The organism is Kribbella sp. NPDC054772 (genome assembly GCF_053611945.1).
Genome location: NZ_JBSHBJ010000005.1, coordinates 351,633 through 367,048, shown reverse-complemented (window position 1 = coordinate 367,048; position 15,416 = coordinate 351,633). Strand labels below are relative to the sequence as shown.

Here is a 15,416-nt window from a genome sequence, read left to right as displayed (position 1 = left end):
TGGGCGGCGCGTGCCGGAGCTGAGGAGTGCTCCGGACCGCACCTCGGTTTGTCCGGGACTGAGGAGGGTCCCGAACCTTCCAAAACTGCCCCTGAACGTGAGGAGACTCCAGGGTGCAGCTCACCGGGTCTGAGGAGGGACCCGGAAGAGTCGGTGTTTCAGTCCGTGCTGTCGAGCGGGCCGAGCAGGTCGTTGGTGACCTTGAGACCGGCGAAACGTCGCCGCATCGCCTGTTCGTAGCGGGCTGCCAGCGGCGCCTCCGCGACGTACTGCGCGATCACGTGCTCGCCGAACCAGACCCGGACTCTGCGCCGGTGCTGTCTCGACGTCATTTCCGCGATGGTCACAACCTCTCACCCCGTAACTCTCAGGCCTTGCAACCAGTTGGACTTACTGGTTGTCATGGCAGTAATGGTGCACGAGCCCAACGTGACCGCTCTAGGACCTGGACCGGACCTTTGCCGGACCTCTTCAGGTCCTCTGGCGGACATCTGGGGGACAGCACCTTGTCGTGGGGCACAAGTCGAGACAACGTCTGACTGACGTGAACGGGAGGAACGATGGCGAGTAGGTACGCGCCAAAGACGGTCCTGGCGCACCTGATCCAGCGCCGGAACCAGACCTACTCCGAGATCGTCGCCGAGTTCGTCGAGCTGGGTGGAACCATCACCGAGCGGCATCTCCGTCGGCTCGCATCGGGCGAGCGGGCGGGGACCACTCCACAGACCCGGCGCACCCTGCAACGCATGTTCGGCAAGCCGGTCGAAGAGCTCTTCGCACCGTATGTCGCCGAGCAGGCCGCCCAGGTGGTGCCGGCACCTGCCGCGAGTGGACGGATCACGACAGGTAATGAGATGGAGGTTCTCGACATGGCTGCCAGCCGAGCCAGGGCATTCGCCCTTGCGGCCCAGTCCGGTCTCGGAAGCGAGGCCATGGAACAGGTGTACGACGACGTACGCCACGCCGCGACGGCGTACCCGCAGCGCCCACTGCCGGAGATCCTCGGTCAGCTGGTCGAGACCCAGGACCTGGTGTTCGCCCTGCTGGAGAGCCGGCAGCGCCCGGAGCACCACCGGCAGCTGTACTTCCTGGCCGGTGTCACCGGCGGACTGCTCGCCAAGGCCTCCCACGACCTCGGTAACCCGCACGCCGCGCTGACCCAGGCGCGGACGGCGTTCCTGTGTGCCGACAACGCCGACCACCACGGCCTGCGGGCCTGGGTGCGCGGTCTGCAGTCGCTGGTCTCGTACTGGGCCGGCAACCCGCACGACTCGGTGCGGTACGCGCAGCTCGGCGCCGGGTACGCCGAGCAGGCCAACAGCACCACTAGCGTCTGGCTGCCGGTCAGCGAGGCCCGCGCCTGGGCCGCGCTCGGCAACCCGGAGGCCACCCGGGCCGCGCTCGAGCGCGCCGAGGAGGCGTGGAACTCGGTCCGCAACGACGACCTGGACGACATGGGCGGTCTGTGCACCTTCGGCCGCAACCGCCAGCTGTACTACGCCGCTGACGCGCTCGCGTGGCTGCCGGGTGAGGTCGACCAGGCGCACCGGTACTCGAGCCAGGCTGTCGACGCGTACACCGACCAGAGCCACCCGGAGTGGGCCTTCGGCGACGCCGCAGGCAGCCACGCCGCGATGGCGATCACCCGGATCGCGAGCGGTGAGCTGGACGGCGCGGCGGACGCGCTGGCCCCGGTGCTGACGCTGCCGACCGAGCGCCGGATCAACGGCGTGGTGCACTCGGCCCGCCGGGTCCACCAGGCGCTGCGGCAGTCCGGTCGCGCGGACGACGCCCGTGAGCTCCAGGAGGAGATCGAGACCTTCACCCGGACGCCGATGCAGACCTATCCCCGATAGCCTGCGTGAATGGACCCGCTCAGCGGCGAACGCACCACACTGCGAGAATTCCGGACCTCTGATCTCGACGACTACCTCGCGATCGCCGGCGACGACCGGGTCACCGACTGGATGGCCTTCGACAGCTATGACCGGGCGAAGGCCGAGGCGATGTTGTCCGGCATCGTGCAGCGGGCGGCCCGGGAGGACCGCCCGGACTACATGCTCGCGGTCACCCGGCCGGACGACGACCACGTGATCGGGTTCGCCCGGATCGCGCCGAGCGGGCCCTGGGCCGCGAAGCTCGGGTACGCGATCGGCGCCGATCACTGGGGCCGCGGCTATGCCACGGACGCGGCCCGGGCACTGTTGCGGTTCGCCTTCGACACCCTCGGCCGACACCGGGTGACCGCCGCGATCGGCCCGGAGAACGAAGCCTCGATCGCGGTCGTGAAGCATCTCGGTTTCAGCTACGAGGGACATCTCCGCGACCACGTCTTCACCAACGGCGGCTGGCGTGACTCGCTGCTCTACTCGCTGCTCGAGGACGAATACTCCCCAGGCGACCGCGCGCAGGGTTGAGCGGTGGGGAGACTGGTCGTATGGCTGCCACCTTCTCCGCCCAGCTGAACCCGCTGCGCGACGGCCTGGCGCGGATGATCCTGACCAAGGTCGCGGGTCCGGACCCGCATGCGGAGCGCGACCGCGTGCACAACACCCCCGGGCCGCGCTGGTTCGCACCGGACCGCCCGATCCGGCGGGTGCACGCCGACGCGTCGATGTTCGCCGGCGGACTGCGGGCGCTGCTGCTCCAGTCGCTGCACCCGCTCGCGATGGCCGCGGTCGCGGCGCACTCCGGCTACCGCGGTGACCCCTGGGGGCGTTTGCGCCGGACCAGTTACTTCCTCGCGATCACGACGTACGGCGCGATTCCGGACGCCGAGGAGGCGATCGCGCATGTCAGGTCCGTGCACGACCGGGTCCGCGGCACCAGCCCGGACAGGGTGAAGTACCGGGCCTCCGACCCGCATCTGCTCAAGTGGGTGCACGTGGCCGAGGTGGACAGCTTCCTGGCCGCCCACCAGCGGTACGGCGCGCACCCGCTCACCGCCGAGGAACAGGACCTGTACGTCGAGGACGCCGCGCTCGTCGCCCGCAAGCTCGGCGTGATCGACCCACCGACCACGGTCGCCGAGCTGCACCAGCTCCTCAGGCAGTACCAACCCGAGCTCCGCGGTACGACGGAAGCTCGGCAGGCCGCCCGGTTCATGCTGGTGCATCCGCCCGTGCCGTGGGCAGTCCGGCCCGCGTACGGCGTACTGACGGCTGCCGCGGTCGGACTGCTCCCGTGGTGGACCAGACTGCCGCTACGACTCCCCTACCTCCCGCTGGCCGAGCAGACCGTCGTCAGAGCGGCCGGTGAGGGCCTCACCAGGACCATTCGCTGGGCTCTCGCGTCGCCAACACTGTCAGAAACCGGCGCGGAGGCATGACGCGCCGGTAGGTTGTTCTCGTGCCGCTGCGTCCTCATCGTCCACTCCCACTGGCTACGCCGGCGGGAGTCGAGGTGCTGACCAGGATTCTGACCCAGGGCCCGATCCCGCGGGTGGAGATCGCGCGCCGGACCGGGCTGTCACAGGCGGCGGTCACGAAGGCGGTCGCGCCGCTGATCGAGACCGGGTTCGTCACCGACCAGGCCGCGGCGCCGCCCGAGGCCGAGCTCGGGATCGGGCGTCCGGTGAGCCCGCTGACCGTCGTACCGAGCAGTGTCTCGGTGATCGGCGTGAAGGTGACGCCGACGAGCCTGATCGGAGTGACCACCGACTTCACCGCTGGGATCCTCAACGTCCGGCACGACGAGCTGGACGACACCGATCCGGACGTGGTGATCGAGCGCCTCGCCGACCACGTGAAGGCGCTGATCACCGCCCTCAAGTCCGGTACGGCGGTGGCGGGTCCGCTGGCCGGGATCGGGATCGCGGTGTCCGGTGACGTCGACGCGACGAACGGTGTCGTCCGCGACTCGCCGCTGATGGGTTGGCGTGGCGTGCCGGTCGCCGAGCTGCTGGGCAAGCGCGTCCGCGTACCGATCGTGGTGTCGAACGACGTCCGCGCGCTGACGGTGGCCGAGCACTGGTTCGGGGTCGGCGTGGACGCGGACTCGTTCGCGGTGGTGACGATCGGCTCCGGCATCGGCTGCGGGCTCTACATCAACGGCGAAGTGGTGTCCGGCGCGTACGGCGTCTCGGGCGAACTCGGCCACCTCCCGCTGGCGCCGGGCGACCTGGTCTGCACCTGCGGCCGGCGTGGTTGCGTGGAGACGGTGGCGTCGTCGGACGCGATCCTGGCTCGGATCCGGGAGACGACCGGGCTGGCGGAACTGGACCTGGCCGGTGCGGTGCGGCTCGCCCATGACGGGAACGAACAGGCCCGCGAGGCGTTCGACCGGGCCGGCGAGGTGATCGGCGCGGCGCTGGCCGCGATGGTGAACCTGGTCGGCCCCGAGCTGGTCGTGATCGCGGGCGAGGGCGTCGCGGAGTACGACCTCTACGAGCAGCGGATGCGGCGGACGTTCGCGGAGCACGCGTTCGGCGCGGCCGGGGACTGCCGGCTGATGCTCCGCTCGCACACCTTCGACGACTGGGCCCGCGGCGCCGCCGCGACGGTGATCCGCTCGTACGTCCGCGGCGAACCACCCCTGCAGCGCTGAGGCCGCCCCCAACCGGTGCGGTTGGAGGCGGACAGGTCAGCTGCGGGCGGCGGCGAGGATCTTGCGCCAGACCTTCTTGTAGGAGTCGAGGCCGTCGGTGGCGAGGGGGCCGGTCGGGCCGGCGGTGATCGAGACCCGCTCCGGGATCGTGCCCCAGACCGGGATGTTGTCGCTCGCGTACTGCTGCATGGCGTCCTGGTACGAGCGGGTGTAGGTGCGTGCCGAGCAGATCACCAGGCCGGCCGGTACGCCGTCCGGGACCAGCTCGAGGACCGCCTTCACCCGGGGTGTCTCGACGCCGCCGACACGGGTCGGGATGATCACGATCCGGGCCCGTTCGAGCGCCTTGTTCAGCAGCCGCTCGTGCGACGGGGGCATGTCGACGATGCCGATCCCCTCTGGCGGGACCTTGTCCAGCGCCTTGGTCAGCAGGCGCTCGGTCGGCGCCTCCGCGATCTCGATCCGTCCCAGTTGGCCGTCCTCGGAGTCGGCGATCCAGTCCGCGGCGCTGCCTTGCGGATCCGCGTCGATCAGGGTGGATGTGCGACGGTTGGAAGATGCCAGCGCGGCCAAGTACACCGACGTGGTTGTCTTACCGACCCCGCCCTTCAGTGCAGCTGTCACGATGATCATGAATCGAACCTACCCGGTTTCGGCAGGTTTCCGGCGTGTCGTCGGCGTTGCTCGTTCGCATCGTGATAGTTGCCCCTGGCCCGTGTGTACAAGCTCAAGCCCGCTTCAGCCCGAATCCTTTCGGCCGGCCGGCGCCTCTTACTCCTGAATCGCACCCGACGAAGGAGCACACCATGACCTGGATCATCGTCGCCGCGGCCGTCGCGGTCCTGCTGCTCGGCACCTGCAGCGTCGTCGTCCTGAGCCGGCGGAACCGTGGCTGACCTCGACGAGCACCTGGTCCGCGCCGCCCAGCACGGCGACACCGAAGCCCTCACCACGCTCGTCGCCGACGCCCATCCGACGGTACGCCGGTTCGCGCACACCCTCTGCGCCACACCGGAGGACGCCGAGGACGCCGCGCAGGAAGCGCTGATCATCCTGTACCGCAAGGTCGGGATGCTCCGCGCGACCAGCGCGCTGTCGTCCTGGATGTTCCGCATCATCCGCAACGAATGCCTCCGCCGCGCCCGCGCGGTCCTCCACGCTCCGCCAGTCGACCCTGGCGCCACCGCCCCGTCCGCCGAGCACGAGGTACTCCGCCAACTCGAAGCGCAGGCAGTAGCCGCAGCCATCGCCGCCCTCCCCGCCGACCAACGAGCAGTCCTGGTACTCCGCGACGTCCAGGGCTACTCCGGCCGGATGGTCGCGAACGCCCTCGGCCTCACCGTCCCCGCCATGAAGTCCCGCCTGCACCGCGCCCGCGCCACAGTGCGCGAAACCCTCGGAGCCCCGTCATGACCTTCGCCAGTACCTCGTTGCCCCGTCACCTCGTCCGCGGCGTCCTGGGCTTCGGCAGTCTGGTCGCCGCGTTCGCCCTGATCCCGGTGATCGGCCCGCTCAGCCTCCTGCTCCTCCCGGTCGCACTGGTCGCCTTCCGCGGCTGCCCGACCTGCTGGGTGGTCGGCCTGATCGAGACCGTGTCCCGCGGCAGGCTGCAGCGGGAGTGCACCGACGGTCAGTGCAAGCTGACCGCGGTCGCCTAAGGCTTCCGGACCATCTCGGCCAGGGCGCTGAGGCCGTTGCCGCCGTACCCGGCCACATCGGCGCGGGCGAAGAGCGCGGCCACCGCACCCGGCAGGGTCACGTCGAGGCCTGCGTCGGTGAACGCCTGGACGACGTGCTCCGAGCCGACGGCCTGCATGTGGAGGTTGTTCTCACCGCCCGGGTACTCACCGGCATCGAGCTCGGCGGTCAGGATCCGGAGGAATCCCATCGGGCCCTCCTGGGCCAGGTCGGTCAGCATGGTCGCGGCGTACGGACGGAGCTGCTCGGCACTTCCGACCAGGGAGGCGGAGTAGAAGTAGCTGATCAGCGTGGTCCAGAAGATGTTCAGCATGGCCTGGTAGTAGAGCATCGCCAGCCCGGGGTCGGTGCCGACGTGGTCGGCGCGGCCGAGCACCTCGAGTGTCGCCCGGTGCGCGTCCAAGACCTGCGCAGGTCCGGCGTAGAACACGTACGAACCGGGCTTCCCGATGCCCGGCGGCGGCACCATGATGCCTCCGGTCACCAGTGTTCCGCCGCGCTCGGCCACCCACTCGGTCGCTTCCCGCAGCCGCTCCGGGCTGTCCGAACTCAGATTGACCAGCACCCGCCCTCGCAGGTCTGCCGCGTCCAGCGACTCGTACATCGCGGTGTAGTCGACCTGACTGATCACCACCACCTCACTGGCCGCCACCGCCTCGGCCGCGGTCGCTGCCGGCGCCGCGCCCAACCCGTCCGCCTTGCCCGGCGTCCGGTTCCAGACGGTGGTCGGGTGCCCGGCCGCGACGAACGTTCGGGCCATCGTCGACCCCATCGAGCCGAGCCCGATCACTGTCACTGCTTCTCGTGAACTCATGCGGCCGATGCTCGGCGACCGCGCTACGGGTTTACTACGGGTATGTACTTCGGGGTGCTCGGTCCGCTGCTCGTGCGGACGGACACCGGCGTACCGGTCGCCGTACCCGACACCAAGGTCCGCGTCCTGCTCCTGGACCTGCTGGCGAACCTCGGTCGACCGGTCAGCGCGGACCGGCTGATCGACGACCTGTGGGGTGCTCGGCCACCGCGGAACGCCACCGGCACGCTGCAGGCCCGCGTCTCGCAGCTGCGGTCGGCGCTCGATCGCGCGGAGCCCGGCGCACGGGCGCTCGTCCAGCACGGTCCGGCCGGCTACCTGCTGGACACGGAGGTTGTCGACAGCAACATCTTCGAGGGACACGTACGGGCCGGTCGTCTGCCGGAGGCACTCGGGCTCTGGCGCGGTCAGCCGTACGCCGACGTCCGCGACCATGCGTTCGCGCGAGCGCCACGCGAGCACCTCGAGGACCTGTACCTGAGCGTGCTCGAGCAGAGCGACGACGTACTGGAGCAGACCACCGGGCTCATCCAGCAGCGCCCACTGGACGAGCGGCTGCACGCGATACACCTCAAGGCGCTCTATCGCGCGGGGCAGCAGCACGAGGCGCTCCGTGTGTACGCCGAATTGCGCGCAGCGTTGGCCGAGGAGCTCGGCGCGGACCCCGGACCGGCTCTGACCGACCTGCACCAGGCGATCCTCCGCCACGACCCGTCCCTGCTGCGCTCGCCGCAGTTGCCGGCGCCTCTCAACGAGCTGATCGGGCGGGCGGACACACTGGCCGCTGCGCAGCAGGAACTCGGCAGCAACCGGCTTCTCACCCTGGTCGGCCCCGGTGGCGTCGGAAAGACGCGGCTCGCGATCGAGCTCGGCCGTGGCATGGTCGACGCGCGCCTAGTAGAACTCGCGCCGCTGCGTCAGGGCGACGTACTGGACGCGTTGGCGACCGCCGTGGATCTGCGCGACGAGTCGGCCGACCTCCTCCCTCGGCTGCTCGATTCACTCAGCTCCCGGGAGCTCCTGCTCATCCTGGACAACTGCGAGCACCTGCACCTGGCCGATCTGGTACGCCGGTTGCTCGCAGCGGCACCCGGACTCCGCGTGCTCGCGACCAGCCGCGAGCCCCTCGGCGTGCCCGGCGAACGAGTGCTCGACGTACCGCCTCTGACGACCGAGGCCGCAGCTGAGCTGTTCATGGCCCGGTCAGGGGTCACCGACGACGTGACCGCGATCTGCGAGCGGCTCGACGGCATGCCGCTCGCACTGGAGCTCGCAGCGACCCGCGTCCGCGCCCTCGGCGTACAGGGGCTCGCGGAGCGTCTGGACGACCGCTTCCGGTTGCTGTCCGGCGGCAGGGCCGGTCCGGAACGCCAGCGCACACTCCGGGCCACCATCGACTGGAGCTGGGACCTGCTGGCCGACGACGAGCGCCAGATGCTCCGTCGGCTCGCAGTACACGCCGGCACGTTCTCTCTGGAGGCCGCCGCCGAGGTGAGCGAGCTGCCGGACCACCTCCTCCTGGCACTTGTGGACAAGTCCCTCGTCGTCGCGGCAGCCGGTCGCTACCACCTGCTGGAGTCCGTGGCGGCCTACAGCCTGGAGAAGCTGGTCGAGGCCGATGAAGAGACGGCTCTGCGGCAGCAGCACGCCACCTACTACCTGGCACTCGCTCAGCGGGCCGACCTGCACGGACCTGCCCAGCGCGTCTGGCTGCAGCGGCTCGATCTGGAGGCGGCGAACTTCCGCGTCCTCGCACCGTCGCTGGAGCTTGCCGTCGCGCTTGCCTGGTACTGGTACCTGCGCGGTCGCTACGGCGAGGCCCGACGTACCCTCGTTGCCGCACTCGACCTGCCCGACCAGGCGACCGCACTGCGCGCCCAGGCCGCGGTATGGCTGGCCGGCATGACGGCGACCGATGCCCAGGGCACCGATGTCGACGCAGCGGGCGACCAGGCTCTGGAGGCGGTCGGGGACGACCCGCACGCGCTCTGGTTCATCACCATGACCCGCTGGGCGTACGGCGACCCAGTGGTCACGACAGACCGCATCGACCGGGCGATCGCCGCCTTCACCGAGCGGGACGACCGCTGGGGTCTGGCAGCGGCGCTCAGCACCCGCGCACAGCTCAACATCGTGCACGCCGACCTGGAGGCCATGCGGTGCGACAGCCGGCGCAGTCTGGAGCTGTTCGACGAGCTGGACGACGACTGGGGCCGTTTACAGGCGACGTACACGCTGATCGTGGCTGCCGAGATCAGCGGCGACTACCCGACGGCGGCGGCGTACCTGGAGGATGCGATCCGGAAGGCGCGGGACCTCGGCCTGTGGACAGAGGTCTCGTTCCGCACCGCAGGGCTCGGCCGGATCGCTTTGCTGACTGGCGACTATGAGCGTGCCGACGAGCTGCACGAGCAGGCCCGCCGGCTCGCGATCGAGCAGTCGAACAAGTCCGCCGAGGAGTACGCCGAGGTCGGCCTCGGACTGTCCGCGCGCCACCAGGGCCGACTCGACGACGCCGAACGGCACTTCACCCGGTGGCTCGGCTGGCTGCAACAGGTCGACGGCACGCCGGGGATCGGGTTCATTCACAACCAGCTCGGGTTCGTCGCCGAACAGCGCGGCGACTTCGCGGCGGCGCAGGAGCTGCACGAACGCGGTCTCGGGTTCGCGCGGCAGATCGGCGACCGGCGGGCGGTCGCGCTGGCGCTCGAAGGGCTGGCCGGCGCGGCCGAGGATCCCGGCCGCGCCCTCGAGCTGCTCGCCGAAGCGGCGGCGCTCCGTCAACAGGTCGGCGTACCGCTGCCGCCTGGCGAGCGTTTCGACGTGGAGAGGATTACCGCCCGAGCCCTGACTACCCGGGCTCCACGATCGACGCGAGAATCCTGAACCAGCAGGAATCCCGGGATCATGTCAGTTCTTGCCCAGCCAGGCGTCGACCTTCGACTGGTTGTCCTTGACCCACTTCTCGGCGGCCTGGTCCGGGGTCAGCTTGTCGACCGCGATCATCCGGGCGACCGTGTTCTGGTCCTCGTTGGTCCACTTGAAGTTCTTCACCAGGTCGTACGCCGGGCTGCCGGAGTCGGCGAACTTCTTCGAGACGATCTTGTCCAGGTCGTACGGCGGGTAGTCGCAGGCGATCTTGGCGGGATCGGTGTCGCAGCCGGCCTTGTACGCGGGCAGGTTGATCTTCACCAGCTTGACCTCGTTGAAGAACCACTGCGGCTCGTAGAAGTAGGCGAGCAGCGGGCGCTTGTTCTTCTCGGCGTCGCGGAACGCCTGGATCAGCGCGGTCTCGCTGCCGCTCTGCACGACCTTGTAGTTCAGCGCCAGGTTCTTCACCAGCGCCTCGTCGTTCGTCACGTACGACGGGTCGCCGTCGAGCAACTGCCCCTTGCCCGCGGACTCCGACGTCTTGAACAACCCGGCGTACTTGTTCAGGTTCTTCCAGTCGGTGATGTCCGGGTGCGCCTGCGCCATCCACGGCGGCACGTACCACCCGATCACGCCCTTGACCCCGGTGGATCCGGCCTCGACCGCGACGTGAGAGTCGGTGATGTACTTCTTCTTCAGGTCCTCGTGGCCCCAGTTCTCCAGGTTCACGTCGACCTCGCCGGTGCTGAAGCCCTGCCAGGCGATCTCCTCCTTGAGGTTCTTCTTCACCACCTTGCAGCCGAGCTCCTTGGTGGCCACGTAGGACACCACGGCCGCGTTCGCCTCGTACCCGACCCACGGGCTGACGGTCAGGTTGAACGAACCGCAGTCCTTCCCCCCGGCGGCCGGTTTGTCGTCGGCGATCTTCTGCCCACCACAACCCGCCAGCGCGAGCGCGACGGCCGTCAGCACACCGGCGTACCGGAGTTTCTTCACCGCTTGTCTCCTCTGTTGTCGAACGTCTGGGTACGGCGTGCCGCCGCCTGCGTCACCCGGTCGAGCAGGACACCCAGCAGCACGATCGCCAGCCCGGCGGCCAGCCCCTTGCCGTACAACTCGCTCTGCGCGAAACCCGCGGCGACGTCGTACCCGAGCGCGCCGGCGCCGACCAGCCCGCCGACGACGACCATCGAGAGCACGTAGATCAGGCCCTGGTTGACCGCGAGCGTGATCGCCCGCCGGGCCACCGGCAGCTGCACCTTGCTGATCACCTGCCAGCTGCTCGACCCGACCGAGTTCGCCGCCTCGACGGTCGCGACCGGCACCGCCTTGATGCCGTCGGCAACGATCTTCGTGGTCACCGGTACGGCGAACACGACGGCCGCCGCGATCGCGGTGAACCGGCTGCTCCCGAACAGGGCCAGGAACGGCACCAGGTACACGAACGGGGGCATCGTCTGACCGGCATCCAGCACCGGCCGGATCCAGGTGTCGACCCGCCGGTTCCGGCCGGCCCACACGCCGAGCGCGAGCCCGACCGCGACCACCACGACCGTCGCGAGCAGCGTCGACGCCAGCGTGACCATGCTGTCGTGCCACACCCCGGTGGCCACCAGCAGCACCAAGCACACCGCGGCCGGAGCGGCCCCGCGCCAGCCTCCGAGTACGGCGGCAAGCGCGACGACGACCACGCTCACGAGCCACCACGGCGAACCGGTCAGCAGAGCCTCGAGCGGGTTCAGCAACGCCTCGGTCACCACGTCCCGCACGCCGTACGTGAACCCGCCGAAGACGTCCTGGACCCAGTTGGTCACGTCGGTCGCCACCGAAGCGATCCGTGGGCCCACGTTGACGTCCGACGGGAACTCGGCCGCCCACACGTAGGTCCGCGAGAACCAGATCGCGACCAGCACCCCGACCGCGCCGGCACCGAGCAGAACCTTCCGGCGCATACTCGCGATCCGCCACGGCCGGTCGCCGGCCGCCGTCGTCACCCGGTCGAGGACGATCGCGAGCACCACGATCGCGAGGCCGGCGTTGAACGCGACGCCGACGTCCAGGGTCTGCAGCGCCTTCAGCACCGTTTGACCGAGGCCTGGCGCGTCGATCAGCGCGGCGACCGTGACCATCGACAGCGCCGCCATGATCGTCTGGTTGATGCCGACGACAACGGTCGACCGGGACATCGGCAGCAGCACCTTGGTGAGCGTCTGCCCACGCGTCGAGCCGAGCGAGCGCGCCGCCTCGACACTCTCCGGCGGCACCGAACGCAGCGCGTGCGCGGTCAACCGGACCGCCGGCGGCGCCGCGTAGATCAGCGTCGCGATCGTCGCCGCGGCCGGCCCGATCGCGAAGAACAACGTCAACGGCGCGAGATAGACGAACGTCGGCAACGTCTGCATCAGGTCGAGCACCAGCGTCGCCACCCGGAACGCCCGGTTCGACAACCCCGCCCAGATCCCCAGCGGGATCGCGACCAGCAACGACAGCAGCACCGCCGCGATCGTCAGCGCGAGCGTGTCCATGCTCTGCTGCCACAACCCCTGCAGCCCGACGAACCCGAGCCCGAGCGCGGTCAGTACGGCGACCTTCCAGTTCCCGAACGCCCACGCGCAGTACGCCGCCAGCGCGACCACACCGAGCCACCCGATCACCGGCACCGGCCGGTCGAACGACGGCTGCGAGATCAGATCCTGCAGGAACACGACGATGTGACCGACGGCGATCCGGATCGCGTCGAAGACCGCATTGCCCAGGCCGACGTCGTCGCGGTGCTCGGTCAGCCAACGGTGCGGACCGGTCGTCTCCTGGCCGCCGAGAGCGAGCGTGTCGATCCCGCGCAGGACGAAGTACGCCGCCACCCAGACGACGAGCAGTACGCCGACGACGATGCCGCGCCGGGGCCGCCGGACCTCGACGGCCGCGTTGCTGGTGATCGCGGCCATCAGGCTCGGGTGTTTTCCGTCGGCGCGACGACGCCGAGGATCTCCTCGTCGCAGATCACCCCGAGCAGCGTGCCGCCGTCCACGACCTTCACCGGCCGGTCGGACTCGAGCACGAGCCGGGTGGCGTCGCGGACCAGCACGTCCGGGCCGAGCTCCGGCCCGTCCAGCGGCTCGTCCGGCCGCGCGTCACGGACGATCCAGCGCAGCGTGAGTACGTCGGCCCGCGGGATGTCGCGGACGAAGTCGCGCACGTAGTCGTCGGCCGGCGCACCGACCAATTCGTCGCCGGTCCCGAGCTGGACCGCTTCGCCGTCGCGCATCAGCAGGATCCGGTCGCCCAGCTTGAGCGCCTCGGACAGGTCGTGGGTGACGAACACCATCGTCTTGCCGACCTCGCGATGCAACCGCACCACCTCGGTCTGCATCTCCCGCCGGATCAGCGGATCGAGCGCGGAGAACGGCTCGTCGAACAGCAGTACGTCGGGATCGTTCGCCAGCGCCCGCGCCAGGCCGACCCGCTGCTGCATGCCGCCGGAGAGCTGCTCGGGGTAGAACTGCTCGTTGCCGGCCAGCCCGACCAGGTCGATGACCTCCTGCGCGCGCCGGCGACGCTCGGGCTTGCTCTCGCCGCGGATCTCCAGACCGTAGGAGACGTTGTCGATCACCTTGCGGTGCGGCAGCAGCCCGAAGTGCTGGAAGACCATCGAGAACTTGCTCCGCCGCAACGCGCGCAGCCGCTTCTCGTCGGCCGCGCGCAGGTCCTCGCCCTCGAACATCATCCGGCCCGCGGTCGGCTCGATCAGCCGGGTCAGGCACCGGACCAGCGTCGACTTGCCCGAGCCGGACAGGCCCATGACGACGAACACCTCGCCGGGGGCGACGTCGAAGCTCAAGTCGCGAACGGCCGCCGTACATCCGGTCTTCGCGTGCAGCGCCGCCCGGTCGAGCGCGGCGAGGTCGGGCCGGTGCGGCACCCGCTGCGCCTTCGGGCCGAACACCTTCCACAGCCCCTGCACGGACAGCAGCGCATCGGAGTCCTCGACGTCGGGGTATTCGAGCTGAGCGGTCACAGGTAAACCCTCGCATCCCCGCCGGCGGACACAACGTGAACCGCGACTGTACCCAACCGGCAGGCCCCCGGCGTGTCAGGGCTGGAGTAGGGCTGGAGTCAGGGCTGGTACGGCGGCGCCTCGCCCCAACCCCAGTGCGGAACCGGAGCCTTCGGCGGCGGCGTCGCGCCGGGCTGCGAGTTCGCGAGCGCGATCCGGGTGCCCCACTCGACGTACGCGACGAACGCCGACCGGAACTCCGGATCGTCGGGGAGACCGGCCGGGTCGGCGCTCTGTGCGATCAGCGCGGCCCACCGGGACCGCTGCTCCTCGGTGAGCCCGAGGTTGAGGTGGTGGGACAGCATCGCCGGGTAGCCGCCGAGCTCGTCGGTGTACCGGCTGTGGCCGCGGAACACCTCGCCGAGCCAGATCGCCACGTGCTCGCGATGCTGGTCGCTCATGTGCGCGAAGACCGGTGCGAGGATCGGGTCCTCGAGCACCTTGTCGTAGAACACCTCGGTCAGCCGGCGCAGGGCGTCGTGCCCGCCGGCCCACTCGTACAACGTCGGGGTCGTCACGTAATTATGTAATCACACGAACAGGGCATCCGTGACCGCCGCAAGCTCGTCTTCGATCCGGGTGTCGCCGTCCTCGGTGAACCAGAGCACGTTCTGCAGGATCCGGCCCGCCGTCCAGGCCAGCGCCCGGTCCCGCTCGATACCGGTCACCTCGAGCATCAGAGCGAACCGGTCGCGGATCGCCTGCGCCACGTCGCCGGTCGCGACGAGATCGTCCCAGCGGTTCCACAGCACCGGGAAGATCTCGAACGCCGGGTCTCCGGCGAGCGGCTTCGGGTCGATCACCAGCCACGGGCGCCGCTCGGCGGCCATCACGTTCAGGTAGTGCAGGTCCCAGTGCAGCAGGCGGTCGCCGGACTCCGGCAACACCTCGCCGACCTGCGCGACGAAGCGCCGTACCAACTGCTGCTCGGCCGGGTCGGCGAGGCGGGGGATCAGGCGGGGCGCGTCCTCGATCATCCCGGCCGCGATGTCCGAGAGACGGCGGACGCCGGACGGCGCGGGTACGGCGCTCAGGTGGGTCAGGAGCTCGGCGAGAATCCGGGTCGCCTCGACGGGATCGGGGTGGTCGTCCAGCGTCCGCGGTGCGAGCCGCTCGAGCAGCAGGGTCGAGGTCGCGGGGTCGTCCTCGTACACCTCGACGACGTCGTCCTTGCTCCAGGTCCGCAGCGCGAGCGCCTCACTCTCGCTCTCGTCGTTGACCGTCTGCAGCTTCAGCATCGCCTTCGCGCCGTCCCGCCGTACGACGGGCAGGATCAGCGAGGCCTCACCGCTCAGCGGCTCGCCGTCAACGGTCAGATCCCACTCGCCGACGTACCGATCGACGGCCGCCGGCAACCCGTCCAACCAGTCGGACGCCTTCTCCCGATGGTTCCGAATCAGCTTCGCGGGAATCTCGATCATGCTCGATAGAGTA

15 protein-coding genes are annotated in these 15,416 nt (G+C 69.9%); 7 read left to right on the top strand and 8 right to left on the bottom strand.

Going from position 1 to position 15,416, the window contains the following annotated elements; genetic code table 11:
• Positions 1–158: 158 nt before the first annotated feature.
• Positions 159–332 (bottom strand): hypothetical protein, encoded by a 174-nt coding sequence (locus ACWGID_RS12125; RefSeq protein WP_165549662.1) that lies wholly within the window; start codon positions 330–332, stop codon positions 159–161.
• 228 nt (positions 333–560) lie between these two features.
• On the opposite strand from ACWGID_RS12125, the gene ACWGID_RS12120 reads away from it, so the two are divergent.
• From ACWGID_RS12120 to ACWGID_RS12105, 4 genes are all read left to right on the top strand, one after another.
• Positions 561–1,856 carry an XRE family transcriptional regulator gene (locus tag ACWGID_RS12120; RefSeq protein ID WP_452196462.1) on the top strand — a complete coding sequence of 432 codons (1,296 nt, stop codon included), beginning with the start codon at positions 561–563 and terminating at the stop codon, positions 1,854–1,856.
• A gap of 9 nt (positions 1,857–1,865) precedes the next feature.
• Complete coding sequence (locus ACWGID_RS12115; RefSeq protein ID WP_452196461.1) at positions 1,866–2,417, top strand: GNAT family N-acetyltransferase; 552 nt, start codon at positions 1,866–1,868, stop codon at positions 2,415–2,417.
• A 20-nt stretch (positions 2,418–2,437) separates the two neighbouring features.
• A complete protein-coding gene (locus ACWGID_RS12110; protein WP_452196460.1) occupies positions 2,438–3,328 on the top strand; it encodes an oxygenase MpaB family protein in 891 nt (296 codons plus the stop codon).
• 74 nt (positions 3,329–3,402) lie between these two features.
• Positions 3,403–4,545, top strand: coding sequence for an ROK family transcriptional regulator (locus ACWGID_RS12105; protein WP_452196459.1), 1,143 nt, complete (start codon positions 3,403–3,405; stop codon positions 4,543–4,545).
• 36 nt (positions 4,546–4,581) lie between these two features.
• Here ACWGID_RS12105 and ACWGID_RS12100 read toward each other — a convergent pair whose 3' ends face one another.
• A complete protein-coding gene (locus ACWGID_RS12100) occupies positions 4,582–5,178 on the bottom strand; it encodes a ParA family protein (protein ID WP_452196458.1) in 597 nt (198 codons plus the stop codon).
• Between the two features lie 255 nt (positions 5,179–5,433).
• Between ACWGID_RS12100 and ACWGID_RS12095 the strand changes: the two genes are divergently transcribed.
• Positions 5,434–5,958, top strand: a complete 525-nt coding sequence (locus ACWGID_RS12095) for an RNA polymerase sigma factor (protein ID WP_452196457.1) — start codon at positions 5,434–5,436, stop codon at positions 5,956–5,958.
• Positions 5,955–6,203 (top strand): hypothetical protein, encoded by a 249-nt coding sequence (locus ACWGID_RS12090; protein ID WP_452196456.1) that lies wholly within the window; start codon positions 5,955–5,957, stop codon positions 6,201–6,203. The genes ACWGID_RS12095 and ACWGID_RS12090 overlap by 4 nt, the downstream gene beginning before the upstream one ends.
• On the opposite strand, the gene ACWGID_RS12085 is transcribed toward ACWGID_RS12090, so the two are convergent.
• Positions 6,200–7,057: an NAD(P)-dependent oxidoreductase gene (locus ACWGID_RS12085; RefSeq protein WP_452196455.1), complete on the bottom strand. Its 858-nt coding sequence runs from the start codon at positions 7,055–7,057 to the stop codon at positions 6,200–6,202. The genes ACWGID_RS12090 and ACWGID_RS12085 overlap by 4 nt on opposite strands.
• A 42-nt stretch (positions 7,058–7,099) precedes the next feature.
• Here ACWGID_RS12085 and ACWGID_RS12080 point away from each other — a divergent pair, with 42 nt between their 5' ends.
• On the top strand, positions 7,100–9,943 hold the full coding sequence (locus ACWGID_RS12080) for a BTAD domain-containing putative transcriptional regulator (protein ID WP_452196454.1): 2,844 nt from the start codon (positions 7,100–7,102) through the stop codon (positions 9,941–9,943).
• Between the two features lie 24 nt (positions 9,944–9,967).
• Here ACWGID_RS12080 and ACWGID_RS12075 read toward each other — a convergent pair whose 3' ends face one another.
• The 5 genes from ACWGID_RS12075 to ACWGID_RS12055 form a co-directional block, all read right to left on the bottom strand.
• Positions 9,968–10,924, bottom strand: coding sequence for an ABC transporter substrate-binding protein (locus ACWGID_RS12075; protein ID WP_452196453.1), 957 nt, complete (start codon positions 10,922–10,924; stop codon positions 9,968–9,970).
• The gene (locus ACWGID_RS12070) at positions 10,921–12,873 is read right to left on the bottom strand and encodes an ABC transporter permease subunit (protein WP_452196452.1); all 1,953 of its coding nucleotides are present in this window, start codon (positions 12,871–12,873) and stop codon (positions 10,921–10,923) included. Before ACWGID_RS12070 ends, ACWGID_RS12075 begins: the two co-directional genes overlap by 4 nt.
• Positions 12,873–13,943 carry a quaternary amine ABC transporter ATP-binding protein gene (locus tag ACWGID_RS12065; RefSeq protein ID WP_452196451.1) on the bottom strand — a complete coding sequence of 357 codons (1,071 nt, stop codon included), beginning with the start codon at positions 13,941–13,943 and terminating at the stop codon, positions 12,873–12,875. Before ACWGID_RS12065 ends, ACWGID_RS12070 begins: the two co-directional genes overlap by 1 nt.
• A 98-nt stretch (positions 13,944–14,041) precedes the next feature.
• A complete protein-coding gene (locus ACWGID_RS12060; protein ID WP_452196450.1) occupies positions 14,042–14,500 on the bottom strand; it encodes a group II truncated hemoglobin in 459 nt (152 codons plus the stop codon).
• 12 nt (positions 14,501–14,512) lie between these two features.
• Positions 14,513–15,403, bottom strand: coding sequence for an aminoglycoside phosphotransferase family protein (locus ACWGID_RS12055; RefSeq protein ID WP_452196449.1), 891 nt, complete (start codon positions 15,401–15,403; stop codon positions 14,513–14,515).
• Positions 15,404–15,416 lie beyond the last annotated feature (13 nt).